Annotated in this window: 17 protein-coding genes; 9 read left to right on the top strand and 8 right to left on the bottom strand. The window is 73.3% G+C overall.

All coding sequences use genetic code 11. The features are described from left to right. The first annotated feature begins 59 nt into the window (after positions 1-59). The 9 genes from POL72_RS32035 to panD all read left to right on the top strand — a co-directional run bounded on the left by POL72_RS32035 (position 60) and on the right by panD (position 10,431). The gene (locus POL72_RS32035) at positions 60-2,639 is read left to right on the top strand and encodes a transglycosylase SLT domain-containing protein (protein ID WP_272100295.1); all 2,580 of its coding nucleotides are present in this window, start codon (positions 60-62) and stop codon (positions 2,637-2,639) included. Positions 2,640-2,739: 100 nt separating this feature from the next. Beyond that, on the top strand, positions 2,740-4,104 hold the full coding sequence (locus tag POL72_RS32030) for a serine/threonine-protein kinase (protein WP_272100293.1): 1,365 nt from the start codon (positions 2,740-2,742) through the stop codon (positions 4,102-4,104). A 4-nt stretch (positions 4,105-4,108) separates the two neighbouring features. Beyond that, complete coding sequence (locus POL72_RS32025) at positions 4,109-5,188, top strand: dipeptidase (RefSeq protein WP_272100291.1); 1,080 nt, start codon at positions 4,109-4,111, stop codon at positions 5,186-5,188. A gap of 47 nt (positions 5,189-5,235) precedes the next feature. Continuing rightward, positions 5,236-6,426: a hypothetical protein gene (locus POL72_RS32020; RefSeq protein ID WP_272100289.1), complete on the top strand. Its 1,191-nt coding sequence runs from the start codon at positions 5,236-5,238 to the stop codon at positions 6,424-6,426. 233 nt (positions 6,427-6,659) lie between these two features. Beyond that, entirely contained in the window at positions 6,660-7,205 is a 546-nt protein-coding gene (locus POL72_RS32015; RefSeq protein WP_272100287.1) for a DUF1232 domain-containing protein, read from the top strand. Positions 7,206-7,287: 82 nt separating this feature from the next. Next, entirely contained in the window at positions 7,288-8,403 is a 1,116-nt protein-coding gene (locus tag POL72_RS32010) for a metallophosphoesterase (protein WP_272100285.1), read from the top strand. Between the two features lie 202 nt (positions 8,404-8,605). Next, positions 8,606-8,782, top strand: a complete 177-nt coding sequence (locus tag POL72_RS32005) for a hypothetical protein (RefSeq protein WP_272100284.1) — start codon at positions 8,606-8,608, stop codon at positions 8,780-8,782. After that, positions 8,782-9,924 carry a hypothetical protein gene (locus tag POL72_RS32000; protein ID WP_272100282.1) on the top strand — a complete coding sequence of 381 codons (1,143 nt, stop codon included), beginning with the start codon at positions 8,782-8,784 and terminating at the stop codon, positions 9,922-9,924. The genes POL72_RS32005 and POL72_RS32000 overlap by 1 nt, the downstream gene beginning before the upstream one ends. Before the next feature lie 117 nt (positions 9,925-10,041). Then, positions 10,042-10,431 (top strand): aspartate 1-decarboxylase, encoded by a 390-nt coding sequence (panD, locus tag POL72_RS31995; RefSeq protein ID WP_272100281.1) that lies wholly within the window; start codon positions 10,042-10,044, stop codon positions 10,429-10,431. A gap of 75 nt (positions 10,432-10,506) precedes the next feature. Here the strand turns inward: panD and POL72_RS31990 are convergent, their stop codons facing one another. From POL72_RS31990 to POL72_RS31955, 8 genes are all read right to left on the bottom strand, one after another. Next, entirely contained in the window at positions 10,507-11,892 is a 1,386-nt protein-coding gene (locus POL72_RS31990; RefSeq protein WP_272100279.1) for an MATE family efflux transporter, read from the bottom strand. A 353-nt stretch (positions 11,893-12,245) separates the two neighbouring features. Beyond that, entirely contained in the window at positions 12,246-13,898 is a 1,653-nt protein-coding gene (locus POL72_RS31985) for an Aq_1262 family (lipo)protein (protein ID WP_272100277.1), read from the bottom strand. A gap of 8 nt (positions 13,899-13,906) precedes the next feature. After that, the gene (locus tag POL72_RS31980) at positions 13,907-15,994 is read right to left on the bottom strand and encodes a PhoX family protein (protein WP_272100275.1); all 2,088 of its coding nucleotides are present in this window, start codon (positions 15,992-15,994) and stop codon (positions 13,907-13,909) included. 577 nt (positions 15,995-16,571) lie between these two features. Continuing rightward, positions 16,572-16,775 carry a hypothetical protein gene (locus POL72_RS31975; protein ID WP_272100273.1) on the bottom strand — a complete coding sequence of 68 codons (204 nt, stop codon included), beginning with the start codon at positions 16,773-16,775 and terminating at the stop codon, positions 16,572-16,574. A 152-nt stretch (positions 16,776-16,927) separates the two neighbouring features. Further along, on the bottom strand, positions 16,928-19,378 hold the full coding sequence (locus tag POL72_RS31970) for a sodium-translocating pyrophosphatase (protein ID WP_272100272.1): 2,451 nt from the start codon (positions 19,376-19,378) through the stop codon (positions 16,928-16,930). A 451-nt stretch (positions 19,379-19,829) separates the two neighbouring features. Then, the gene (locus POL72_RS31965) at positions 19,830-21,581 is read right to left on the bottom strand and encodes a serine/threonine-protein kinase (RefSeq protein WP_272100271.1); all 1,752 of its coding nucleotides are present in this window, start codon (positions 21,579-21,581) and stop codon (positions 19,830-19,832) included. Positions 21,582-21,785: 204 nt separating this feature from the next. Continuing rightward, complete coding sequence (locus POL72_RS51365; RefSeq protein ID WP_272100269.1) at positions 21,786-24,335, bottom strand: sensor histidine kinase; 2,550 nt, start codon at positions 24,333-24,335, stop codon at positions 21,786-21,788. 21 nt (positions 24,336-24,356) lie between these two features. Beyond that, a complete protein-coding gene (locus tag POL72_RS31955) occupies positions 24,357-25,061 on the bottom strand; it encodes a DNA-directed RNA polymerase (protein ID WP_272100267.1) in 705 nt (234 codons plus the stop codon). Between the last annotated feature and the right edge of the window lie 93 nt (positions 25,062-25,154).

The raw sequence follows: 25,154 nt of genomic DNA, 5'->3' as shown, positions 1-25,154 counted from the left end.
CGGCGCGCCGCTCGCCTCGATACGCTGTGCGACCGCGCGATCCGGAGTATGGTGCAGGCATGTTCAGGCTGGATGCCCGCTCCGGGGCCGCCGCGCTCGTGCTGGCCACCACGCTCGCGCTGACCGCCTCGCTCGGCGCCTCGTGCGCCGGCGCGCCCGCCGCGCAGCGCGGGGCGACGGCCTGCCCGCCGCTCTGCCCGCAGCCGGCGGCCTCGCCGAGCGCAGCGCCGCCGGGGCCCGTCGTCCCGGGCACGCCGGGCGAGGCGCCGGCGTTCGACCCCGAGCGCCTCACCCTCGTGCTCGATGACCCGCGGCTCGCGCAGGTGCAGAAGCTCGTCGAGCAGGAGGCGTACGCAGGCGCGGCCGCGGCGATGGCCCAGGCGCTCTCGGCGCCCCTGTCGCCCGCGGACGCGGCGGCGTTCCGCTACCAGCTCGGGCGGCTGCGCGCCCTCGCGGGCGATCCCCTGGGCGCCGCGAAGGAGTACGACGCCGCCGCGGCGGCGGGCGGGCCGCTCGCGGATCACGCGAGGTTCGCGGCGGCCGATCTCCTGGCCAGGGCGGGGCAGCCTGACGCGGCGCTCGAGCGCGCGCGCGCCGTCGCGTCGGACGTCGCGATCGCCGACGAGCTCGATCGGGTCGTCGCCGGCGCGCTCGCCGACAAGGGCGACATCGAGGGCGCGGCCGCGCGCTGGCGCGCGTACCTCTCCCGCAGCTTGCCGGCGTCGACGTGGGTGCCCGAGGCGCTCCGCTTCGCGCGCGCGCTGCTCCGCCACCCGAGCGAAGAGCACGCCGAGGAGGCGGTCCGCGTCGCCCGGCGCGTCATCGACGAGGCGCCGGGCGGCGCCGGCGCCGGGGAGGCGAAGGAGATCCAGGACCAGGCCCTGTCGACGCTGCCGTTCGCGCAGCGCAAGCCGTTCCTCGATCTGGGCCCCGCCGATCTGCTCGCCCGCGCGCGCGCCTTGCTCGCCTCGCGCCAGGACAAGGAAGCGCTCGCCGTCACCGACGCGCTGATCGCCCTCCCCGAGGCGCAGGCGCCCTCGGCCTTCGCCTGCGACGCGTTCGCCGCGCGCGGCGAGGCGCTCGGGCGCCTCCGGCGGCGGGCCGAGGCCGCCGACCTCTTCGGCACGGCGATCGAGCGCTGCGGGCCGGCTGCGCCCGCCGCTGCAGGTGCGAGCGCGCCCACCGCCGCAGGCGTGACGCCCGCCGCCGCAGGCGTGACGCCCGCCCCCGCGAGCGGACCGCCCGCCCCGCGGCGGCCCGAGACCCTCTACAACGCCGGGCGCGCGTCGCTCCGCGTCGATCGGCACGCCGAGGCGGCCGCGCGCTTCGCGCTGCTCGAGAAGGAATACCCGGATCACCGGCTCGCCGACGACGCGCGCTACCTCGGCGCGCGCGCGCTGCTCGGGCTCGGGGACCAGGCGCAGTTCGTGCAGCTGCTCACCGCCATGCCCGACGACTACCCGTCGGGCGACATGGTCGCCGACGGCCTGTTCGAGCTCGCGCTCTTCGAGATGGAGCGCGGCGACTGGGCGGGCGCGGTCAGGCCGCTCGAGCGCGCGCTCGAGCGGTTCCCGCACGAGCGCGCGTACCACGCCGCCGGCAGGCTCCCCTATTACCTCGGGCGCGCCCACATCGAGACGGGCTCGCCCGACAAGGGGAAGGCGCTGCTCGAGCAGGTGATCCGCGACTACCCGCTCTCTTTCTACATGGCGCTCTCCCACGCGCGGCTCGCCGACGTGGACCCGGCCGCCGCCCAGCGCGCCCTGTCCGCGGCCCTGGAGCGCGACGCGAGCGCGCCGTACACCGAGCTCAGGAGCCCGCTCTTCGCGCAGCCCGCCTTCACGCGCGCGGTCGAGCTCGCGCGCCAGGGGGAAGCGAGGCTCGCGCGGCGCGAGCTCGACCTGCTCGGCGTCGGGGGCAAGACGGCGCCGCGCGAGGTGATGTGGGCCTCGGCGTTCCTGCTGGCGCGCGCGGGCGCGCTGCCGCAGTCGTACAGCATCCTGCGCACCGCCATGGCGGCGCCGACGGCCGTCGAGCTCGCGGGCGAGTGGGTCGATCACTACCCGGTCGGGCGCTGGCGCGGCGCGTGGGAGCTCGCCTTTCCGCGCCCCTTCGTGGACGTCGTCACCGCGGAGACCAAGCGGAGCGGGATCCCAGAGGCCCTCGCCTACGCGATCATGCGCGAGGAGTCGGCCTTCGACCCGAGGGTGGCCTCGCCGGCTCAAGCGTTCGGGCTGATGCAGCTCATCGTGCCGACCGCGAAGCGGGTGGCCAAGCCGCTCGGGCTGCCGTGGAGCGCCGACGCGCTGAAGCGCCCCGAGGTCAACATCGCGCTCGGCTGCCGTTACCTCTCGGAGCTGCGCGGCCAGTTCTCGGACAACCCGCTGCTGGCGATCCCCGCCTACAACGCGGGGGGCGGCGCGCCGAAGCGATGGATCGCGGAGCGCCCCTCGCAGAGCTTCGACCTGTGGGTCGAGCGCATCCCGTACGAGGAGACGCGGCTCTACACGAAGCGCGTGATGACGAGCCTCGCCGTCTACGAGCTCCTCTACGCCGGCGCTCAGCCGGGCGAGGCCCTGCGGACGCCGCTCCCCGCGAGCCCGGCCGCGCGCTCGGCCGTGGCGAACGCCGCGCCCTGACCCGCGCTGGCGGAAGCCGCGCGCCGAAGCGCCGGCGGAAGCCGCGCGCCGCCGAGGTTTCGGCGAGCGGGCCGCGGTGAAGCTTTGGTAGAGTCCGCGTGTGATCGACCCATCGAGCCCTTCCCATCAGCTCGTGGGCGCCGTGCTCAACGGGCGCTTCCGGATCGTGCGTCTCCTCGGCGAGGGGGGCATGGGCGCGGTCTACGAGGCCGAGAGCCTGCGCGGCGAGGGCAAGCGGGCGATCAAGGTGCTCCACCCCGAGTTCACGCAGGAGGAGCAGGTCCTCCACCGGTTCTTCGCCGAGGCCGAGGCGACGAGGGGATTCGCCCACCAGAACATCGCCTCGGTCTTCGAGGCGACCCGCGCCGAGGACGGCACGCCCTACCTCGTCATGGAGCTCCTGCAGGGCGTCCCGCTCTCCGCCTACATCGACGCGGGCAACCCGATCCCGCCGCAGCAGGCCGTGCCGATCATCCACGAGGTGCTCCAGGCGCTCATGGCGGCGCACAGCCACAGGGTGATCCACCGCGATCTGAAGCCGGAGAACCTGTTCCTCATCCGCGATCCGCGCGGGGGCTTCCGCGTGAAGGTGCTCGACTTCGGCATCGCGAAGGTGATGGACGCGGCCGGCGGAATGGGCCTGAAGACCCGCGCCGGCACGCTCCTCGGGACGCCCGGCTACATGAGCCCCGAGCAGATCAAGAACGCGCAGGGCGTCGACGCGCGCGCCGATCTCTGGAGCGTCGGCATCATCTTCTACGAGATGCTCACGGCGACGCAGCCGTTTCCTGCCGAGAACGAGTTCGCGCGGCTCACCGCCGTGCTCGCGAAGGAGGTGCGCCCGATCGAGCAGGTCGCGCCCCACCTCGCGGCCTGGGGCCTCTTCTTCCAGCGCGCCCTCTCCAAGGACGTGGCGGGGCGCTTCCAGACGGCCGAGGAGATGGCGCAGACGCTGGGCGCCATCGCGCATCGCACGGGCATCACGACGCCCAGCGCGCGGCCCGATGCGCCGGCGTCGCCCGCGCTGACGCACCAGCTGCCCTCGCTGCCGCCGCCGCAGCCGCTCCCGAGCGCGACGCAGCCGCCGCAGAACATGGCGCTGCCGCCGCAGAACATGGCGCTGCCGCCGCAGAACGTGACGCAGCCGGTGCAGAGCGTGCCGCCGGTCGGGTCCAGGATCCCGACGGTGCCCCCGCCGCGCATGTCAGCGCCGCCGGTCCAGGCGTCCCCGTCGGTGGCGCCCACGGCGACCTTCTCGGTAACCAACAGGCCAACCCACATCAGCGCGCAGCAGCCCGCCGGCGTGCCGACGCTCACGGGCGGCCACTACGACGTGCGGGTCGTGGAGGTCCCCCTGGCTGCCGAGGGAGGTGGCTCGGAGGGCGCTGCCTGGTGGCTCGTGGGGCTCATCGGGCTCGTGTGCCTCGGGGTCGGCTTCGCGCTCGGCGTGCTGGTGAGCCGGTGAGCGCATGAACGGAAGCGCCCGCATCCGCGCCCTGCTCGCCGTCACCTGCGCCGCCGGCGCCCTGGGCGCGCCGCAGCCCACGCTCGGCGACCCGCCCGCGGAGCCCCCCGTGCCGGTCGTCGATCTGCACGTCGACGTGCCCTGGCAGGTCCACTTCAAGGGGCGCGACAGGCGCCTCGGCGAAGGCCACGCCCGCAGGGAGACACTCGTCGCGGGCCACTATCTCGGCATCGTGCTGCCGATCTACCTGCCCGACCAGGCGCGCCCCGAGGGCCCGCAGATCGAGGACGCCAGCGCGGTCCTCGCGACGATCGAGGCGATCATCGCCGCGAACCCGGTGTTCCTCCCGCTCGGCGCGGCGCGGGCCGAGCCGGGGAAGATCAGCACCTTCCTCTCGATCGAGGGGGCCGGCGCGTTCGCGGCGGACATCGCGCAGATCGACCGCTTCATCGCGCGCGGCGTGCGGCTCATCAGCCCGAACCACGCGAAGAACTCGCGGCTCTCGTCGTCCGCGACCGGCGAGCCGGCGGCGTACGGGCTGACCGAGCTCGGCAAGCGGTTCTGCGAGCGCGTCTACGAGCAGGGCGCCCTGATCGACGTCTCGCACATCTCGGACGCCGCGTTCGCGGATCTCGTCCCGATCGCCGCGGCGCACGGCGCGCCGATCGTCGCGACCCACTCGAACGCGCGCGCTGTGGCGAACCGGCCGCGCAACCTGACGGACGAGCAGCTGCGGCTCATCGCGCGGAGCGGCGGGGTCGCGGGGCTCAACTTCCACGCCCCCTTCGTGAACGGCACGAACGAGGCGGACGTCGACGACGTGGTCGCGCAGGTCGATCACATGGTCCGCGTGGCCGGCGTCGATCACGTCGCGATCGGCTCGGATTTCGACGGCGGCATCGTCCCGCCGAGGGGGCTCGGCGACGCGTCGGCGCTGCCGTCGCTCGCCGCGCGGCTCAGGCAGCGCGGCATGTCGCGCGAGGACGTCGTGAAGATCTTCTCGCAGAACGCGCTGCGCATCCTCGGCTGGCGGCCGGCGATGGATGCGAAGAGCGCGAGCGCGGCCGGCGGCGCGCGCCCGTAGCCGGAGGCCGCCGCGCGCGGCCCGCGCGATCGTGGTAAACGCCACGCATGCGCAGGGAAGGCGCTCGGTCGGCGCGGGGGCTTCTCGCCCTCGCGCTCTTCGCGTCCATCGCCGGCCCGAGCTGCGCCGAGCTCCCGCACGTCGAGGGCGCCGCCGATGCCTCCTGCCCCGAGCTGCGCTGCCAGGGCGACGTCCTCCGGGCCCAGCTCGCCGCGAACCTCGCGCACGTCGAGGGCGCCGGCGAGGCCTCCTGCCCCGAGCTGCGCAGCCCGGGCGACGTCCTCGGGGCCCAGCTCACCGCGGACGCCCGGGCGAACGCGAAGGTGAGGACGTTCGTGCAGGCCGCCAAGGACATGGCGGTCGTGTCGGTCGTCATCGAGGCGCAGGTGGCCGACGCGTGCCGCCGGATGGGCGCGGATCTCGGGGTACCCCCCGCGCAGATGGCGCCGCGCGACGAGGTGGGGGGCCAGGCCAGCGGCGCCTGCGGCCCGGTCTCGGCGGCGCTCGACGCCATCTTCCTCCAGGACGCCGGGGTGGGGGTCACGCTGATGCAGCCGGACTGCGAGCCGAGCGGCGCGCGGTGCAGCGGCTCGTGCAACGTGGAGCTGACCCCAGAGGATATCGTGGTGTACTGCGAGCCCACGCAGCTCTCCGGCTACTGCCAGGGCCGCTGCTACGGGCCGTGCGACGGGCGCTGCACCGGGCAGTGCTGGGGGGGGCAGTGCTCCGCCTACGACGCGCAGGGCCGCTGCGTGGGGCAGTGCGACGGCAAGTGCGACGGCGGCTGCGACGACACGTGCCACGAGCGCTGCGCGGGCACCTGGCAGGCGCCGCAGTGCTCCTGGATCGAGTGGCCCCCGAGCGGCGACGCCGAGTGCGAGGCGAGCTGCCGCGCGTACGCGGCCGTCCACGCGGCCTGCACGCCCACGCTGGTCCAGACGCGCGTGGTGCAGGGCGGCGAGATGGCCGCGCGGCTCGCGGCGACGCTGCAGGCCAACCTGCCGGCATTGCTGCACGCCCAGAAGGCGCTCGGCCACCGGCTCCTCGGCGACGCCCAGACGGTGGTCCAGGTCGGCGCCGCGCTCCCGCGGCTCGTGGGCGACGTGGGAGCTCACGCGCTCGCTTGCGTCGCCGGGGCGGCCGAGGCCTCGAAGAGCGCGTCGGAGCGCATCCAGGTGAGCGTGCGCGCGAGCTCGAGCGTCACGGAGCTCGTCGGGTACGGGTTTACGCACCAATGATCGCGGGGCTGCCGCGGGAGAGAGCGCGCGCCGCGCGGTGCGCGCGCTCTCCCGCGGCAGCCCCGATCGACGCGCGCTCGCGCCGGCGACGTGCGCTCGCGCTGCCAAGGACGTCCCGGTCGCAGCGCCCGGCGCCCGCGCCCGAAGCGGCGCCGAGCGCCTTCGCCTGCATCGATGGCATGGACGGCGCCGCGCCGGTCGGACTACCCTCCGGCTCCCGCCGGGAGGATCCCATGACCGATCTCGACGACCGCTGTCTCGACACGTTCCCCGAGTGGCTGCGCAGCCTCGCCTCGGACGCCACGGATCTTGCGGGCCTGCTCGCCTCGCCGGACAGCCCGGAGGCCACGCGCCGCTCGCTCGCGGGGGGCCTCAACTACCTCTTCAAGTCGCTCGACCTCATCCCGGACGGCATCGAGGATCTCGGCTTCCTCGACGACGCCTTCGTGCTGCGCGTCGCCGCGTCCTTCGCCGCGGCGGAGAGCCCGGAGCTGCGCGACCAGGCGCCGGCCCTCGCGCGGCTCGCCCGCGACGCGGAGCTCATCGCCGAGCTGCTCGGCGGCGACTACGCCCGGCTCAAGGGCTACGTGCGCTCGCTGGAGAAGGGCGCCGCGCGCGGCCGCACCGTCGACGACATCCTCGGCGACGAGCAGGTCCGCACCTCGTTCATGCACGAGATCACCGGCTGGGCATCGAGCTACACCGCCCCGAGCTTCAGCCGTGACGCGAAGAACCTGATCAAGCTGAAGTCCTTCCTCTCCGCCAAGCTCCCGGCCTGATCGCGCGCGTCGAGGCGCCGCCGCGGCGCGCCCACCGCTCGCCATGGTACACCCCCGATCATCCCCTGGAGGATCGCGTCCGATGTCAGCCGCTCCCCGCCTCACCGCGCTGCTCGCCGTACTGCTCGCCGCGGGCTGCGACGCCGACCGACCGGCCTCGACGGCGCACGGCCCGGCCGCCGCCGCCTCGTCTCCGCCCTCGCGCTCCGCCGAAGCCACGGCCTCGCCGCCGCCCGACGCGGATCGCTCCTACGCCTACCCGGCCGCCGAACGCGTGGTCGCCATCGGCGACGTCCACGGCGACCTCGCGGCGACGCGCGCGGCCCTGCGGATCGCGGGCGCGATCGACGGCGCGGATCGCTGGATCGGCGGCAAGCTCGTGCTCGTGCAGACGGGCGACGAGATCGACCGCGGCGACGGCGAGCAGGAGATCGTCGACCTCTTCGATCGCCTCGCCGTCGAGGCGCGCGCCGCCGGCGGCGCCGTGTACGCGCTGAACGGCAACCACGAGGTGATGAACGTCCAGCTCGATTTCCGCTACGTCACCGAGGGCGGCTTCAAGGACTTCGAGGACGTGCCGGGGCTCGACACGTCGGGCCCTCGCCTCACGCCGGTGCCGCCCCCCGCGCGAGCCCGCGCCGCCGCGTTCGTCCCCGGCGGTCCCTACGCCAAGAAGCTCGCGGCGCGCGACGTGATCATCGCGGTCGGAGACACCGTCTTCACGCACGGCGGCGTGCTCCCGGCCCACACGCGCTACGGCATCGCGCGGATCAACCGCGAGGTGCGCGCGTGGATGGAGGGCAAGAGCCCCTCCACGCCGGCCGTGATCGCGGCCGAGGACAGCCCGGTGTGGGCGCGCCTCTACTCAATCGAGCCGCCGCCGAGCCCGGGGTCGCCCCCCTGCGCGGCGCTGGACCAGACCCTCGCGGCGATGTCCGCGAAGCGCATGGTCGTGGGCCACACGGTCCAGAGGCACGGCGTCACGTCGGCCTGCGGCGACAAGATCTGGCGGATCGACGTCGGCATGGCGTCGCATTACGGCGGAAAACCAGCGGCGCTGGAGATTGTCGGTGACACCGTGCGCGTCTTGACGGCCGACGCAACCAAGGCGGCCGAGGCGTCCAGCGCAACCGATGCAACCGCGCCTGGGGCGACCAACGCGACCAACGCGACCAACGCGGCCAAACCGAAAAAATAGACGTGATGGTGAGAAAATTTCAGCGCCGTCCGCAACGCGATCGCGTGTCGTCATCGACCATGTTTACGTTCACAATCACGCCGAGAAGCGCTGGAGGCAGAAGGCCCCCGGGAGCGCCCGAGCTCCATTGACGGGCGCGGTGAGAACCGGATAACGTGAATAGCAAACTGGGGTTCTTCGATCCCCAGGGGAAGGGAATCAGATGCCCGAGCGGCCGCTCGCGCTGATCCACGAGGCGAATCTGAGCGACGGGGTGACTACCCTGACGCTCGGCGAGCGGCGCCCTCCCCTCCCGGTCCCCCCTGCTGCGCCGGCGCTCCTGAGCCGGTGCCGGCGGTTCGAGCGCGGTACCGCGCGGCTCGACGCGGGGAGCTGTTGATGGACGACGACGAGCTGCTGCGCGCCCTCACGCGCATCGCACAGCGGGATCCGACGACCGATCCGCGCTGGCGCAGGCTCGCCGAAGAGACGCGCCCGGAGGACGCGCAGAACGCTCCGGGAGACGCCGCGGACACCGCGGCGCGCTCGAGCGCCGAGCGCGAGGCGCGCGAAGTCCGGCCGCCCCTCGACGACGAGACGCGCGCCCGGCTCGCCGACCAGCTCCTCGCCCAGCTCCGGGAGCCGCGCGGCGGTGCGCCCGCGCCGTCTCCGCTGGCGCGTCCAGCGGTCGATCGGAAGTCCGGGATCCGCTTCCGGTGCCCCGAGGAGTGGGACTGCGACGCGGAGGAGGCGAGCGACGTCGCCGACGCCTCGCCGCTGGGCGCGGATGCCGACTCGCTCAGCGGGACGAGCGCGCCGTCCACCACGGACGCGCCGGTGTGTCGCGCGATCGACGGCGAATCGGTGCCGCCCGGGACATCGGAGCCGCCGGGGGATCCGCGCTCGAGCGCGGCGCCTGGGCAGCCTGCCCAGCGCGCGCAGGACGGCGCGGACGCCATCGCCAGGCCGCCGCGCAAGGGCCTGCCGTACCCCGAGCTGGCGGTCGAGCGGCGGACCGCGCGGCGGACGGCTCCGGCGGCGCGGGCCCGGGCGGCCGTGGGCGTGGTCGGCTGGGTCGTGTCGGCGGCGCTCGTGTCGCTGCTCGCGCTGCGGCCCGCGCCGTTCGCGCCGGGCGCCGCCCCGCTCCCCGACTACACGCTCGCGACGACCCTCGGCGACGGCCAACAGCAGGGCGACCGCGGGCCGGGCACCCCGCGCCACGTCGGCAGGGGCGAAAGGCTCACGATGGCGCTCTCGCCCGGCACGCGCGTGCCAGCGCCGGTCGCGGTAAGGGCCTTCCTTGTGCAGGGCGGGAGCGCACGCCCGTGGTCCGTGCAGGTCGCGCTGGACGGCGCCGGCGGCGGGCGCATCTCGGGCACGCGCGAGGAGCTGTTCCGGGACGTCGCCGAGGGCCCCTGCGAGGTCGTCCTCGTGGTCGGCCACCCCGACGCGCTGCCGGGCCCAGACGACCCGCTGCCCGATGAGAACGCCGTCCACCTGGCAGGTGGCCGGCTCCTGCGGCAGCGATTGTTCCTTGACTGACCGACGCCTGCGCGCATGAGGTAGCCCGTCCTTTCCCTGGCGGGGGAGGCCCGCCTCGCCCGCGGGCCTGCGGCGCGCGCCGCCGTCCCTGGTCGGGAAGGGCAGAGGGCATCACGCATGAACCGACGGATGTTCAAGAGCAAGATCCACCGCGCGACCGTGACCGACGCGGATCTGCACTACGAGGGCAGCGTCACGATCGACGCCGACCTCCTGGAGGCCGCCGACATCCTGCCCTACGAGGCGGTCGACATCTGGAACGTGACGCGCGGCTCCCGGCTCACCACCTATGCGCTGGCGGGGGCGCGCGGCTCGGGCGTCGTGTGCATCAACGGCGCGGCGGCGCACCTCAATCAGCCCGGCGACCTCGTGATCATCGCGACGTTCGCGGACATGGACGATGCCGAGGCGCGGCGGCACACGCCGCGCGTGCTCCGCGTCGACGGGCGCAACCGGCCGCTCGCCGACCAGCCGCCCGAGACGCCGGGGCCGCTCGCCCCCAACTGAGCGTGCGCGGGCCGGCCGGGCGCCTCGCCCGAGGCGCCGGCGCCGCGCGCCCAGCCAACCAACGGAGCGCGCATGTCACCCGGCGTGCGGCAGCGCCCGCGTCACCGGCGCGCGGGCCAGCCGGACGAAGCGCGCCGAGAGCCCCGCCGCGACGGCGATGAGCCCTGCGGTGAGCCCGAACCAGAGCCCGCGGACGCCGAGGTCGAGCCCGAAGGCGAGCCCGATCGACAGCGGCAGGCCGAAGGCCCAGTGGGCTCCGAGGTTGGCCCAGAACGGGAACCGCACGTCGCCCGCCCCGCGCAGCGCGCCGGCGGCGACCGCCTGGACCCCGTCGAACAGCTGGAAGAGCGCGGCGATGCGGAGCAGCGGGACGCCGATGGCGAGGACGTCGGCGTCCGGGGTGAACGCGCCGATGAGGGCGCGAGGGAACGCGGCGTACGTCGAGGCGCTCACGCACATGAGGCCGGCGCCGAGCAGGAGCCCGAGCACGCCGGGGCGCAGCGGCGACCGGCCCGCGCCGACCGCGTGCCCCACGCGGACGGCGGTGGCGCCGCCGACGCCGATGGCGCCCATGAACGTGAAGGAGGCGAGCCCGATGGCGATCTGGTGCGCCGAGACCACGGTCGCGCCGAGCCGCCCGGCGAGCAGCGCCGTCATCCCGAACACGCCGACCTCGGCGAGGAGCTGCAGCCCTATCGGCACGCCGAGCCGATAGACCGCCGCCACCGGCACCGCGCCCTCCTCCTCGCGGGGCGCCGCGCGCCGGCGCCGCGCGGAGAAGAGCACGATCGACGACAGCACCGCGCTGGCGAGGCTCGCGGCGAGCCCCGCGCCGAGCGCGCCGAGCTGCGGCAGGCCGAGCGGCGGAAGGCCCACCCAGCGCAGCGCCTCGTCGCCGCGGACCATCAGGTTGCAGGCCACGACGTTGACCGCGTTCGCCGCGATGACGGCGACGAGCGCGGGCCGCGTCGCGCCGTGGGCCTGGAGGAAGTTTTTCCCGGCGAGGAACACCGGCCAGAGGAAGATCCACAGCGCGTGGCCGAGGATGTACCGGCGCACGCCGGGGACGAGCGCCGGATCGACGCCCATGGGCGCGAGCGCGAAGGTCGCCGCGAGCGCGGCCCCGAACGCGACGGCGCTGACGGGCAGGCTCGCGCGCAGGGTCGCGCGCAGCGCCGCCCACGCCAGCCCCGGGCGACCGGCGCCGATCGCCTGCGACGCGAGCGGATCGACAGCGGCCGAGACGCCGGTCCCGAGCGCGTTGCTCGTGTGGACGAGGGTCCTCCCCATCGCGCAGGAGGCGAGCTCGTTCACCGAGACGCGCCCCACGATCGCGACGTCGACGAGCGCCATCGCGATGAGCCCCGCCTGCGCCACCGCGATCGGCAGCGCAAGGCGCGCCAGGACGCGCAGCTCGGACCGCGTGCTGTCCGCGGCGAGAGGGGCGGAAGCAAGGCTCAAGGGGTCACCGGCTCGACAAAGGGGCGCCACCATAGCGCGCCGGGGTGGGAGCGCTCGCCGGAGGTGGGGCAAAGATCTAAAAGATGAGCAGTTACGAAAGCTTATAAAGAAACGAACGAGCCAACCCGAGAAGAGAAGAAGAAAAAAACGCAAAGGCGCAAGGAGAGAGATAGAGCCTCTCTCAGCTCCGGGCGTCGTCTTGCACGGACAGCACATTTCCGTGCTTCGGCGCGTCGCCGTGCGCCCAGCAGCGCTCACTCATTCTTCTCTCTTTTTTGCGCCTTGGCGCCTTGGCGGTTTTTCGCCTTCCCGCTGCGCGTCGCTCCGCCCTCTTCGCGCCCGCGCCCCAGGCCTCACCAGGCGAGGTGGACCCTGCCGTCGAGGTACACGCGCTGCGCCTCGCCGAGGCCCGTCGACTCGCCCTCCACGACGCGCAGGATGCCCGTCGCGGGCCCGAGCGCCACATCCCGCCCTGCCTCGAAGCGCTGCGCTCGCACCAGGGCGCGGTAGGCCTTGTCCAGCAGGAGGGCCCGCTCGCGCGACGGCGCCACGAGGTACGCGAGATCGCGGTCGCCGCCGGGCGCGCCGCGCCGCACCTCCGCCTCGTCGAGCGCGCCGCCCGGGAAGAAGCGGGCGAGCATCTCCGCGTTCCCGCGGTAGTCGTCGGCCCCGCGGGCGCGGCGCAGGTAGGTCAGCACCTCCGGCTCCGCGTGGCCGGCCTGCGGCACGTCGGGCATGCCGCGCAGGTCCTGGTGCCGCCATCCGGCGGCGCCGGGCACCTTGCGCGCCAGCGAGAAGGTGTGATCGACCGTCACCCCCACCGCGCCGTGGCAGCCCATGCACGCCCGGTGCTCCTCCGCCGTCTGCAGCCGCAGCCGGCCCTGCTCGTCCTCGATGAACGCCTGGATCTGCCAGCCGAACGCGTTGCGCAGGCCGACCTCCGGCCCGCCCGGGTGGAACGGCGGCTGCCCCTCGTCCTTCTCTTCCGCCTCGCGCTCGTACGCGCGCGCGATGGCCCAGTCGTCCGGCTCGTCGACCTTGCGCGCGTGGCGCAGCTCCTTCATCCGCGCGGCGAGCAGCGCCGGGCGATCCGGGTCGAGGTACCGCACCGAGTGCAGGAGCTCCGCCCCGCGCGGGTAGAGCCACGCCCGCACCGGGATACCGGCCGCCCCGCCGGCGTACCGCGCGGGCAGGCGGACGATCCGCGTCACCGCGGGCTCGAGCGCGCCGTCGCCGTCGAGATCGACGCCGGCGAGGAGCTCGCTCACCGGCTCCACCTCCCGCCCGGCGGCCGCGTCGGCGGGCCCGGCCGCGCCCTCCCTCGCCAGGGGCGACGGCGACGCGATCGCCGCCTCGAGCAGCGCGAGGTTCAGCTTGTACACCTCGCGCGACGGCGCGCCCGAGGCGTCCTCGCGGAACGCGGCAGGCAGCCGGAGGAACACGTCGCCGGCGCTGCCGTTCGTGGGCCAGAAGCTGCCGGGGAACGGCTTGTAGCGGACCGCGCGGAAGCCGCTCCCGTCACGCGCGAAGCCCTCCTCGTCGAGCCCGGCCCCGAGGTCGAGATCCGGCACGTAGCCCGGGTAATCCCGGCGCGCGGCGAGCGCCTCGCGCAGCGGCGCGTAGTTGTCCTCCCGGATGTACTCGAGGATCTCCGCGTCGCTCGTCCGGGCGGCGGCGGCCGAGAGGTCCTCGAGCAGGTTCGTCCAGGGGTTCTTCCGGGCGGCGTCCGAGAACGTGGTTTCGCGCTGGAGCTCGTGATCGGCGAGCGTGTTCGGTCCGATCCCGATCGTGTGGCACGTCCAGCAGCCGTTCGCGCCGCTGGCCGTGGTCGCGTAACACATCGGCGGGATCGACGCCTCGGGGTTGCCCGCGTCGCCTGCGCGCGCGGCCGCGGTGGCGAGCGGGTCGTAGCCGCCCCCGCCGCAGCGCGCGCCCGCTGCGAGGACGGCGGACACCGCCGCGAAGGCCAGGGGCGCGGACAGCAGGCGCGCGCGGCGAGCGGGCATGGCGGAGATCACTCGGGCAGGAAGGTGACCGCGATCACGCTCGACAGGGAGGCGTCGCCCTTCGGCCACGTGCTGTAGGCGTTCTCGCCGGGGTGCTGCACCGACATGAAGATCGTGCCCATGTCGGGCGTGAAGGACGGGCCGGTCGCCTCCGCGTCGCTCGGCAGCGCCACGACGCGGAACGCCTTGCCGAAGCTCGGCTGGGTCACGCCCGGCTGGCCCGCGCGGTGGGCGGGGTCGAGATCGAGGTAGTAGAAGGCGTCCGCGTGGGAGGCCACGCCGAAGTTGCCGTCGGTGCCGAACCACACGCCGCCATCGCGGTCGAGGAGCAGGTTGTCAGGGCAGGAGGCGTCGAAGTCGCCCTGCCCCTTCGAGCCGTGCCACACCTCGAAGTACAGGAACTCGGTCGACGCGCCCGGGTTCTCGGGGTCGGACTCCTCCAGGGAGAAGATCGAGCCCACCGCGTCCGCGCGCTTCGGGGACTGGGTCGCGTGGGTCGCCGGATCGTAGACAGCGCCGCCCTGATCGAGCGACGTCTGCCCTGTGTGGTTGGTGAACGCCACGTAGATGCGCGGCTTGCCGCTCGGGTCGCGCGGGTTCCACTCGATGTCCTCGGGCCGGTTCAGCTCCATGATCCCGACCTTGTTGCTCGCCGTGAACAGCGCGCGCCAGACGTCATAATCGGTCTGGAAGCCGCCGATCCGGTTCCAGCTCACGTCGCGCAGCGCGTCGCCGACGGTCTTGGCCGGCGCGCCGAGCGCGGCCGCGTTCGGCGCGAGGGCGGCGCTGTCGACGGAGAGCTCGATCCACTGCCCCGTGCCCGGGGCCGCCTCGGTCGGGGCCGCGTGGGTCGCGACAAGGGTGTTGCCGGTCGTGTTGTCGAGCCCTGCCATGTGCGCCGCGTAGAGCTTGCCCTCGTCGAGCAGCGCGCGGATCGCCGCCCGCGTCATCCCGGCCGTGTAGTTGCCGCTGGTCACGTACTTGTAGATGCGGCCGCCGCGGCGATCGTCGGTCCCGTAGACAACGATCGGCCGGCCCGGCACGAGCTTCCACGCGTCGTCGACAGCGAACGTCGCGGCCTCCCAGCGGGCGCGGCCCATGAAGCCGAACTTCTTGTGGCCCGTGCCCGGCTGCGTCTTGCCGTCGTACTCGCCCGCGGGCTGCCCCGGGTCGATCTCGGTGAGGTAGCCGTAGTGGTCGCGCGGCTGCCGGCCGTTCGGATCGGAGATGCGCCCGAACTCCGCGCTGGTGCTCGCCTCGAAGACCGGGCTCACGGGCGCGCCCGGGTCGAAGCCCCGGCCGGTGAGGAACCGCTGATCTCCGGACCAGCTCGCCTCGAGATCACCGTAATAGTCCTGCACGTTCTCCTCGGCGGTGATCACCGTGCCCCACGGCGTCTGCCCGCCGGCGCAGTCGCCCATGATGCCGGCCACGAGCCCGCCCGCGAGCGCCGCGCCGGTCGCGTCGTCGTGACCCGGGCTCGAGAGCTCGTGCCCCGCGAGGCGGCTCAGCGTCTTGCTCGTCGCGTCGTAGCGCACGGCGGTCGCGCTCCGGTCGACCGACCACGCGCCCGTCGCCGGGTCCTGCACGGTCCGGAGCCAGGAGCCGCCGACCTCCTTCTTTTCCCAGCGGATATAGGTGTCGACGTCCGCCTGCGACCAGACGTTCGACTCGACGTCGTTCGTGAGGACGCCGAGCTTGCGCAGGTGCCGGGCCAGCGTGAGGTGCTGCCCCGTCGGCGCGGAGCTGACCGTCGGGCTTCGCCCGGAGACGTACTCGTGGTTGACCCAGAGCCACCCGGCCATGGCGGAGCCGTTCCACTGCGGCGCGTCCCCCGCGGTGGCGGCCCACCCTTCGCCGAAGAACGCGGTGTAATCGTTGTTGGCGCCGAAGCGGGGCGCGTCCGGCGCGGTGCTGAAGGTCAGCGGATCGAGCCAGGTCACCACGATGTCGGAGCGCACGCCGGCGAGCGCACGGATGGTGTCGGTCGCGGCCGCGCGGAGCGGGAACTGCTCGCCCTCGGGCAAGGTGCCGGTGGCGAACAGCGCGACGCGCTCCCTCACGTAGTCCGCGAGGTTCCCGGCGCTGCTCCACACCGGCGCATCCTCGCCGGGCGCACCGGGCTCGCCGGGTGCTCCGGGCTCACCAGGCGCCCCAGGCTCACCGGGCGCCCCGGGCTCACCTGGCGCCCCAGGCTCACCGGGCGCCCCAGGTTCACCGGGCGCTCCAGGCTCACCGGGCGCCCCGGGTTCACCCTGCTCACCCTGCTCACCGGGCTTCCCCTGCTCACCGTTCGCGCCGTCCTTGCCCGGTGCGCCCTGTTCACCGGGCGCGCCCTTCGCGCCATCCTCGCCGCAACCGCTCCCGATCGCGGCAAGGCCGCCTGCGAGCACCAGAAGCAACGCCGTCCTCAGGGTCCGCCTCGTCATCATTTCCTCGTCTCCGCCGGGTAATGGCCGCAGACGATGCCTGGCGACGGTGGCGCCCCAATGCCCCTCACGCGACGAGTTGTTGTCAGAGACCGCCCGACCCTCGAGCAGGCGTGTCATGAGCACCGCACGACCGGCGACCACGCGCGGACGCCACGGCGAAGATGCCCTCAGAGGACCGGCGGCGCCGCGCTGCTCGCCATCGCCGCGCGGTTGTCGTCACCGCGCGTTCGTCGTCGCCGCGCTACTCGTCGTCCTCATCGGGCACGACGACGTCTTGACCGAAGCGCGCGCGCGCTTCGAGCAGCTCCTTGTCCGAGATCCAGGTGCGCTCACAGCCGAGGAGCGGCTCTACCTGATAGACGTCCTTGCGCTGCTCGCCGTGTCCGTCTTCGAGGACCCGGACTACCTCGTGATGGAAGCCGCAGGTGGGGCAGAGCGCTCGCATGAAGGGTCACTATAGTGCGGGCGCGCTGGGCGCAAGGCCCTCCCCCCGCGCGCCGTCGACCGCGGAGCGGCGTCGGGCGGCGGGGGAGGTCAGCGTGTGTGAGGGGAGCGCCGGGGCGCAGGGAGCGCCGAGCGCGAGAGGAGACGCCCGGCTCAGGCCGTGGCGCGAGCGCCGGCAGCGGCGGTCGTCTTCTCGTCCGACTTGATCCGCATCCCGTAGAAGGAGCGGTACACGAACACCATCGAGAGCACGAAGAAGATGGCCGCGAGCACGAGGCTCGTCCCGCGGTCGATCTCGATCGCCAGCTCGACCGCGAGGAGGCCGAACAGCGTCGTGAACTTGATGATGGGGTTCATCGCGACGGACGAGGTGTCCTTGAAGGGGTCGCCCACGGTGTCGCCGACGACCGTCGCCGCGTGGAGCGGCGTGCCCTTCTCCTTCAGCTCCACCTCGACGAGCTTCTTCGCGTTGTCCCAGGCGCCGCCGGCGTTCGCCATGAAGATCGCCTGATAGAGCCCGAAGAGCGCGATGCTGATGAGGTAGCCGATGAAGAAGAACGGCTCGAGGCAGGCGAAGGCGAGCGTCGAGAAGAAGACGCCGAGGAAGATGTTGAACATCCCCCGCTGCGCGTACTGCGTGCAGATCTCGACCACCTTCTTGCTGTCGGTGATCGAGGCCTTCTCCACGCCCTCGAGGCGGATGTTCGCCTTGATGAACTCGACAGCGCGGTAAGCGCCGGTCGAGACCGCCTGGGTCGACGCGCCGGTGAACCAGTAGATGATCGCGCCGCCCGTCACGAGGCCGAGCAGGAACGGCGGGTGGAGCAGCGAGAGCTTGTCCACGTTCGACGTCAGCTTGTTCGTGAGCACGACGATGATGGAGAAGATCAGCGTCGTCGATCCGACGACCGCCGTCCCGATGAGCACCGGCTTGGCCGTCGCCTTGAAGGTGTTGCCCGCGCCGTCGTTCTCCTCGAGGTAGTGCTTCGCCTTGTCGAAGTTCGGGGTGAAGCCGAAATCCTTCTTCAGCTCAGCCTCGACGTTCGGGACGTTCTCGATGAGCGAGAGCTCGTAGACCGACTGCGCGTTGTCGGTCACCGGGCCGTAGGAGTCGACCGCGATGGTCACCGGGCCCATGCCGAGGAAGCCGAACGCCACGAGGCCGAAGGCGAAGACGCTCTCGGCGATCATGAGCTGCCCGAGGCCCTGGGCGGAGAAGTAGTACGAGATGCCCATCAGCACGACCAGGACGATGCCCATCCAGTACGCGCTGAAGTTGCCGGCGGTCAGGCCCGACAGCACGTTCAGCGAGGCGCCGCCCTCGCGCGACGCGGTCACGACCTCGCGGACGTGGCGCGACTCGGTCGAGGTGAAGATCTTGATCATCTCCGGGATGATGGCGCCCGCCAGGGTGCCGCAGGTGATGATCGACGAGAGCTTCCACCAGAGCGTCGTGTCGCCGCCGAGGTTCGGGATCATGAACGCCGACACGGCGTAGGTGAGCGCGACCGACACGATCGAGGTCAGCCAGACGAGGCGCGTCAGGGGGGCCTCGAAGTTCATCTTGTCGGCGTCGGCGTAGGACGCCTTCGCGATCGCCTCGTTGAGCAGGTACGAGCCGATGCTCGCGAGGACCATCACGATGCGCATCACGAAGATCCAGACGAGCAGCTGGACCTGGACGGCCGTGTCGGGGACGGCGAGGAGGATGAACGAGATGAGCGCGACGCCGGTGACGCCGTACGTCTCGAAGCCGTCGGCGCTCGGGCCGACCGAGTCGCCGGCGTTGTCGCCGGTGCAGTCGGCGATGACGCCCGGGTTGCGCGCGTCGTCTTCCTTGATGTTGAAGACGATCTTCATGAGGTCCGAGCCGATGTCGGCGATCTTCGTGAAGATGCCGCCCGCGATGCGGAGCGCGGAGGCGCCGAGCGACTCGCCGATGGCGAAGCCGATGAAGCACGGGCCGGCGTAGTCGGCGGGGATGAAGAGCAGGATCATCAGCATGAGCATGAGCTCGGTGCTGATGAGGACCGCGCCGATGCTCATCCCGGCCTTGAGCGGGATCGCGTACGTCGGGAACGGCTTGCCCTTGAGGCTCGCGAACGCGGCGCGCGAGTTCGCGAAGGTGTTGATGCGCATGCCGAACCACGCGACGCCGCAGCTGCCGGCGATGCCGACGAGGCTGCTCAGCAGGATGACCACGACCTTCGCGGCATCCATGTGACGCAGCACGCCGAAGTAGAGAACCATGACCGCGCCGATCAGGATCTCGAGGACAAGGATGAACTTGAACTGCGTGACCAGGTACGTCTTGCAGGTCTCGTAGATGAGCTCCGAGATCTCCCGCATCGAGCGGTGGACCGGGAGCTTGTTGAGCTGCGAGTAGATGACGAGCCCGAACACGAACCCGAGCGCGCAGACGCCGATGCCGCCCATGAGGAGCGTGCGGCCGTCGACGCCGCCGAAGGACTGGGTGCCTAGGTCGGGGAGGATCAGATCGGATTCACTGGCGCTGGCGAGCCCGCCGCTGAGCAGCAGCGCAAGCGCAGCGAGCCCGGCCAGCAGCGGTGCGAGCCAGGCCTTGTGGGACCGGAGAACGTTCATGGACGGTGTGCCTCCATCGCAAAATCAGAGGCAGAGGACGGCGCCATCGCCGCCCGCTGCTTCGTGGTTCCGAGGGGTTGGCCGCCTGCGTAAAGGGGAAGGGGACCGGCGCGTGCCGGAGGGGCTCTTGCTCTAACGCCGACGCTTCAGCACAGCCTCGTCCCTCGACGACCGGAGGGTGACGGAGTGCCCAGTGCTGCCAGGCATGCCTCCACCGTGACCGGACCCCCGAGGCGCGCGCTAGCTACCATGCACCGGAGACGCCGTCGAGAGGGCGCGATGCGCGCCCACGACGAGAAGGCCTGTCAGCAGCGCGACGTCAGGAGATGACTTAGGGAGATTACGTACGATGGTGGAAGAAAGAAGCGCGCACGACCGAACGCCGTCACGCGCTGTCGCGCTCGGACGCTTTCAGCCGCGCTCGATCGTGTTCAGCTGTGCTCGGCCGTGTTCAGTTGCGCTCGGTCGCGTTGTTCAGCCGCCGATCCGAGCCGGAGAGCCGCTGATCCGAGCCCGAGTCCGCGCCAGGGCTGGCGTGGGACGTGAGGAGCTCCGCCACGAGATCCCGACACTCCGGCTTGTTGCGGAGGTGGCTCAGCAGCAGGTTCGACGCCTCGCTGAACGACTTCTCGTAGGCGAGCCCCTCGCGCGTGCGCGCCGCGACGCGCTCGCGCCCCTGCGCCAGGTCCTCCTCCAGGGCCTCGGCGTAGCGGGCGAGCTGGGCGCGGAGCTCGTCGATCTGGCGGCGCAGGTCGCGCGCGTTCGCCTCGCGCGTGTTCTTCTTGTGCTCGTAACGCCCGAGCTGCTCGCGCTTCGCCTGCGCTGTCGCGCCGGCCGCGCCCGCGCGCTCGTAGACGAGCGGATCGTGGTTGCCCTGGCGGGCCGCCCCGTCCGCCAGCTGGCGCGCGGACAGCGCGAGCTTCTCGGCGGCGGCGAGCTCGACGCGGACCTTCTCGACGTCCTCGCCGTCGGCCATCGCCTCGCGCATCACGCGCGACTCCTCGTGCGCGAGCTCCTCGACCTTGCGGCCGATCTCGGCGCGCAGCGCGCGGCCGCGGCGCTCGAGCGCCTCGAGCTTGCGGGTGAGGCTCGCGACCTCGCCCTCGAGCTTGTTGGCGCGCGCGGCGAGATCCCAGGCCTGCGCAAGGCCGTTCTGGACCTCCTGCGGCACCTGCCCTGACGGGTAGGCGCGGGAGACCATGCGCGAGAACAGGGCCGCCCGGCTCGCCCACTCGATGACGCCGGCGCTCTGCGGCGGCGGCGGCGGCGGCGGCACCGGCACGCCGTCGCTCCCCTCGACCTCCCACGCGTGGGCCGGGAGCCCGCGCTGGAGCGCCTTCAGCTCCTCCTGGAGGTGGTGGGCGTCGCGGTAGCGCTTGCGGATGTCCTTCTCGAGCAGGCGCAGCACGATCGCCTCGCCCTGCGCGTGCGCGTCGGGGCGGATCGAGCGGGGCCGCGGCGGCGCGTGGGTCCGCTGCATCTCGAGGAGCGTGTCGCGGTCGTTCGCGCGGAAGGGGAGCTGCCCGGTCAGCATCTCGAAGAAGAGCACGCCGAGCGCGTAGAGGTCGGACTGCGCCGTCGCCTCCTCGCCGCGCGCCTGCTCGGGCGACATGTACTCGGGCGTCCCGAAGACCGCGCCCTTCGGGGCGAGGCGCGGGTCGCGCGCGATGGCGGCGAGGCCGAAGTCGAGGATCTTGACGAAATCCTTCCGGCCGCCGCGGTGGGTGAGCAGGATGTTGTCGCTCTTCAGGTCGCGGTGCACGACGCCGAGGTCGTGGGCGCGCGCGAGCGCGGCGCACATCTGCTCGAGGATGTCCACCGATCGCGCGATCGGCATCGGGCCGCGCGCGAGCTCCGCCGAGAGCGGCGTGCCGACGAGGTATTCCATGACGAGATAGAGCTCGCCCTCCTCGGTCTCGCCGATGTCGTGGATATCGATGATGTGGGCGTGATCAACGCGGTTTGCGGCGCGCGCCTCGCGCAGCATCCACGCGCGGAGGTGGGTCTCTCCGCGGAGATCGGGCCGGATGAGCTTCAGGGCGACGACCCGGTCGATCAGCACGTGGCGAGCGCGATAAACGACGCCCATGCCGCCTTCGCCAAGCCGTGCCTCGAGCCGGTACCTGCCGGCCACGACCTTGCCGATCAACGGATCGGTGCTCGAAGCCTTGGGACCTGCCGGTCGCTGAATCGCGCGCTCCATGGTGCCTTCGTTTCTCCTCAGCGCTTCCCCAGATGAGCCGTTCGCGTCTCTCAGGGCCTTATTGCGCTGTGCGGTGAGTCGGATCGCTCGCTGAACGTATCCGGTTTGAAACAGCTGGTCTACGGGCCCGCGGTAGGGTGGCGATGAATCTCTTCGCGCTCCGTTTGGAGGTGGGGTGGGAGACCGGCGCCGATGGCGCGCACGTCAAGCCTGCGCGACAGGTCGTACGGGCGGGCACGCCTCTGCGGGCGGCCGTGCGGGCGGGCACGCCTCCGCGGGCGGCCGTGCGGGCGGGGGGGCATCGCCTTGCGGACGGGCGCTCGCTGGGCGAGGATCGAGGGGTAAGCGACAGACGAAGCGCGCGCCGTGGAACGAGGCTTTCGCGCCGGCGGAGGACGGGCGCGGGCCTGCGCCGCGCCCGTCCTCCGCCGGCGCGAGGGCGAGCGTGCCGCCGTGCCTCCGGACGATGTCGGTCGAGATCGACAGCCCGAGGCCGGTCCCCTGCCCTCGCGGCTTCGTGGTGAAGAACGGATCGAAGATGCGCTGCGCGAGATCCGGCGGGACGCCCGGCCCGCTGTCCGAGATCGCGACGGCCGCCATGTCCTCGTCGATCCAGGTCTCGACGCAGATCGCCGGCGCGCCGGGCGTACGCGGCGCCGCGCCGCCGCCGGAGGTCCCCTCCTCTGCCGGCGCGGCGGGCGCCGGCGGCGCCTCGAGCGCCTGGATGGCGTTGACGAGGAGGTTCATGAACACCTGGTTGATCTCGCCGCCCCGGCAGGTGACGGGCGGCAGCTCGCCGTAGCGCCTGATCACCTCGATGCGGGCCTGCCGGAGCCGCGGGCCGAGCAGGAGCAGCGTCTCCTCGAGCCCCGCGTGCAGGTCGACCGGCAGCGGCTCCCCCGAGACGCGCGAGAAGCTCTTCAGGTTCGTGACGATGCGGACGCTGCGATCGACAGCGCGGTGGACGAGGGTCGAGATGCCGACGAGATCGTCGAGCGCCGCCTCGGTCTGGAGGCGCTCGCGGAGCGCCTCGAGCGCGCGGCGACGGTCGTCCGGGAGATCGCGCTCCGCCTCGCGGTACGCGTCGAGGACGGCGCGGAGCTCCGCGGCGCGCTCCTCGATCGGCTGGGCGGCGCCGGCGATGGCGTTCAGCGGGTTGTAGATCTCGTGCGCCACGCCGGCCACGAGCTCTCCGATGGAGGCGAGCCGCTCGCCCTGGATGAGCGCGGCCTGCGCCCGCTTCAGCTCGGACAGGGCGCGCGTGAGCTCGGCGGTCCGCGCGGCGACGTTCTCCTCGAGGCCGGCGCGCTCGGCTTCGAGCTCGGCGATCGTCCGGGACAGCGCCTGCCGCATGCGCTCGACGCTCTCGCCGAGGCCCACGACCTCCTTCGGCCCCGACAGCCGCGGCACGGCGGCGTCGAGCTCGCCTCGCGCGACCTCGTCGGCGGCGCGGGCGAGCCGCGCCATCGGCCGGGAGAGCTCGCGCGCCGCCCGCGCGACGACGCCGAGGGCGGCGAGGACGAGGAGGGACAGCGAGGCGAAGAGCGCCGCGATGGCGTTGAAGTCCTCGTCGAAGGACGAGCCGGTGGCGAGCGCGCGGTAGAGGCCGATCGAGGAGAAGAGCGAGAGGAGCCCCGTGAACAGGAGGGGCAGCCCGAAGTCGCGGAGCATGCGCCGCCGGAGGGGCATCGGGGGCGCGCCGCCGTGCTCGGGCGCGCCCGTCCAGGCGCGCAGGAGGTCCACCGCGCGGGCGACGGAGTCCTTGTGCCAGGCGCGCTGGTAGAACGAGACGCCGAAGGCGAAGAGGGCGCCGAAGCCGAGCTGCATGAGCGCGTCGGCGACGCTGGAGGTGGCGCTGACGCGCACGTAGGCCATGCCGATCGCGGTGCACCCGAGCCACAGCGCGAAGTTCAAGGAGGCGAGCACGTCGGGGAGCCGCTCGGCGCCGGCGAGGCCGCGGCCGAGCAGGGCGCGGTCGCCGGAAGGGCCGGCCGCGAGGGCGGCCACGGTCGGGCGCGTGGCGGGGCGCACGGCCAGGGTGAAGCCGAGGGTGCCGGAGAGGGCGAGGAGCGGGACGACCTCGAACCACGCCTGGAACACGACCTGGCTCTGGGTGCGGAGGAACGCGACGCAGAAGAGCAGCATGACGTGCCCGCCGACGATGCCCGCGGTCGCCGCCGACTCCGCGAGCCTCGGCCGGAGCGCCGCGGCGAGGGCGCGCGCCGAGGCGGCGTCTCCGGCGCCGCCCTCGACGGCGCCTTCGCGGAGCAGGGCGCGGTAGATCGCGCGGCGCATGCCGCCCGCCATGACGCCGAAGGCGACCGCGGTCACCAGGAGGCCGAGCCACGTCGGCGGCGTCGCGCGGCCGATCCCGAGCGGCCCTGGCCAGGAGGGGGGCCCTGTCGGGGCGCCTCGGAACGCGAGCGGCAAGACCGCGAGCGGCCACGAGAGGGTGCGGATCGCCGCGGCGACGGCGAAGCCGCGGTCGCCGCGGCGGGTCAGCGCGCCCGAGAGCGCGGCCGAGGCGGCCAGGGAGGCGAGCAGCAGGATCGCCGGCCACGGCGTCGTGAGGGCGGCGGGAACGACGGCGGAGAGGAACAGGAGCGCCGAGAACAGCTCCCAGCCGGTCGCGACGAGCTCTGCGCGAACGCGCGGGGCGCGGAGCACGGCGGTCGGGAGCGGCGGCGGCGTGGTCACGAGGCGGGCGGCATGGAAGCGCAGGGCGCGCGCCCTCGCAACGGCGCCCGGGCTCACGGCGGGGCGCGCCTCCGCGCGTCAGCGGCCGGGGAGGCGGACGCCCGGGAGGACGGTGCGGCGCTCGACGACCTCGTCGAGCGCGTCGGCGTCGATCAGGAGGTGCGCCCGCAGGCTGTCCTCGATCGCCGAGAACACCTTGCCCTGGTAATGGATCTCGCGGCCTGACCCGGCCGCGAGCCAGTAGTTGCCGCCGGGGCCGCCGCCGTCGCCGGCCGCGCTCGGGCTGGCGAGGAGCGGCTCCGCGTTGCCGGGAAACGGGTCGGGCGGGGTCGCGAAGCCCGGGAACGACGGCGCGGGCGGCGCGAGCGGCGAGGAGGCGAAGGGCTCGGGGCCTGCGGAGAACGTGAGCGACGCGCCGGGCTCGAAGCTCACCGACAGGGCGCCGCCGCGGGCGGCGACCACGACGCCGGGCGTGCGCTCCTCGACGACGACCTCCTCGATGACCTTCCCGGAGACGAGCAGGAGCTTGTGGCTGCTCGTCACCTGCGAGCTCTCGGCCGTGAGCTCGCGGCGCAGCGCGATCTGGTGCGAGACGTAGAATTGGAGGTTCTTCACGTCGCTGTCGCTCAGGTCGTGCTGCACCCGGAGCTCGTGCGTGAACGGGACGAGGCGGGGGCCGCAGCCCACGAGGAGGAGCGAAAAGAGCGCCAGGAAGAGCGGGGCGGACGCCGTGGACAGGCGCCAGCGCGCCGCGGCGTGGGTCGTGTGGACAGAGAACGGCATGGGAGCCCTCGTTGAGGAGGCCTCGGCGAGATGGCCGCGGCGCACCTCTCCGCAACGGGGCGGCCGGGCGCAGCTTACAGCGGGCGAAGAACC

The sequence above is a fragment of the Sorangium aterium genome (assembly GCF_028368935.1).
Lineage (GTDB): Bacteria > Myxococcota_A > Polyangia > Polyangiales > Polyangiaceae > Sorangium > Sorangium atrum.
This window is presented reverse-complemented; position numbering and strand designations above follow the sequence as displayed.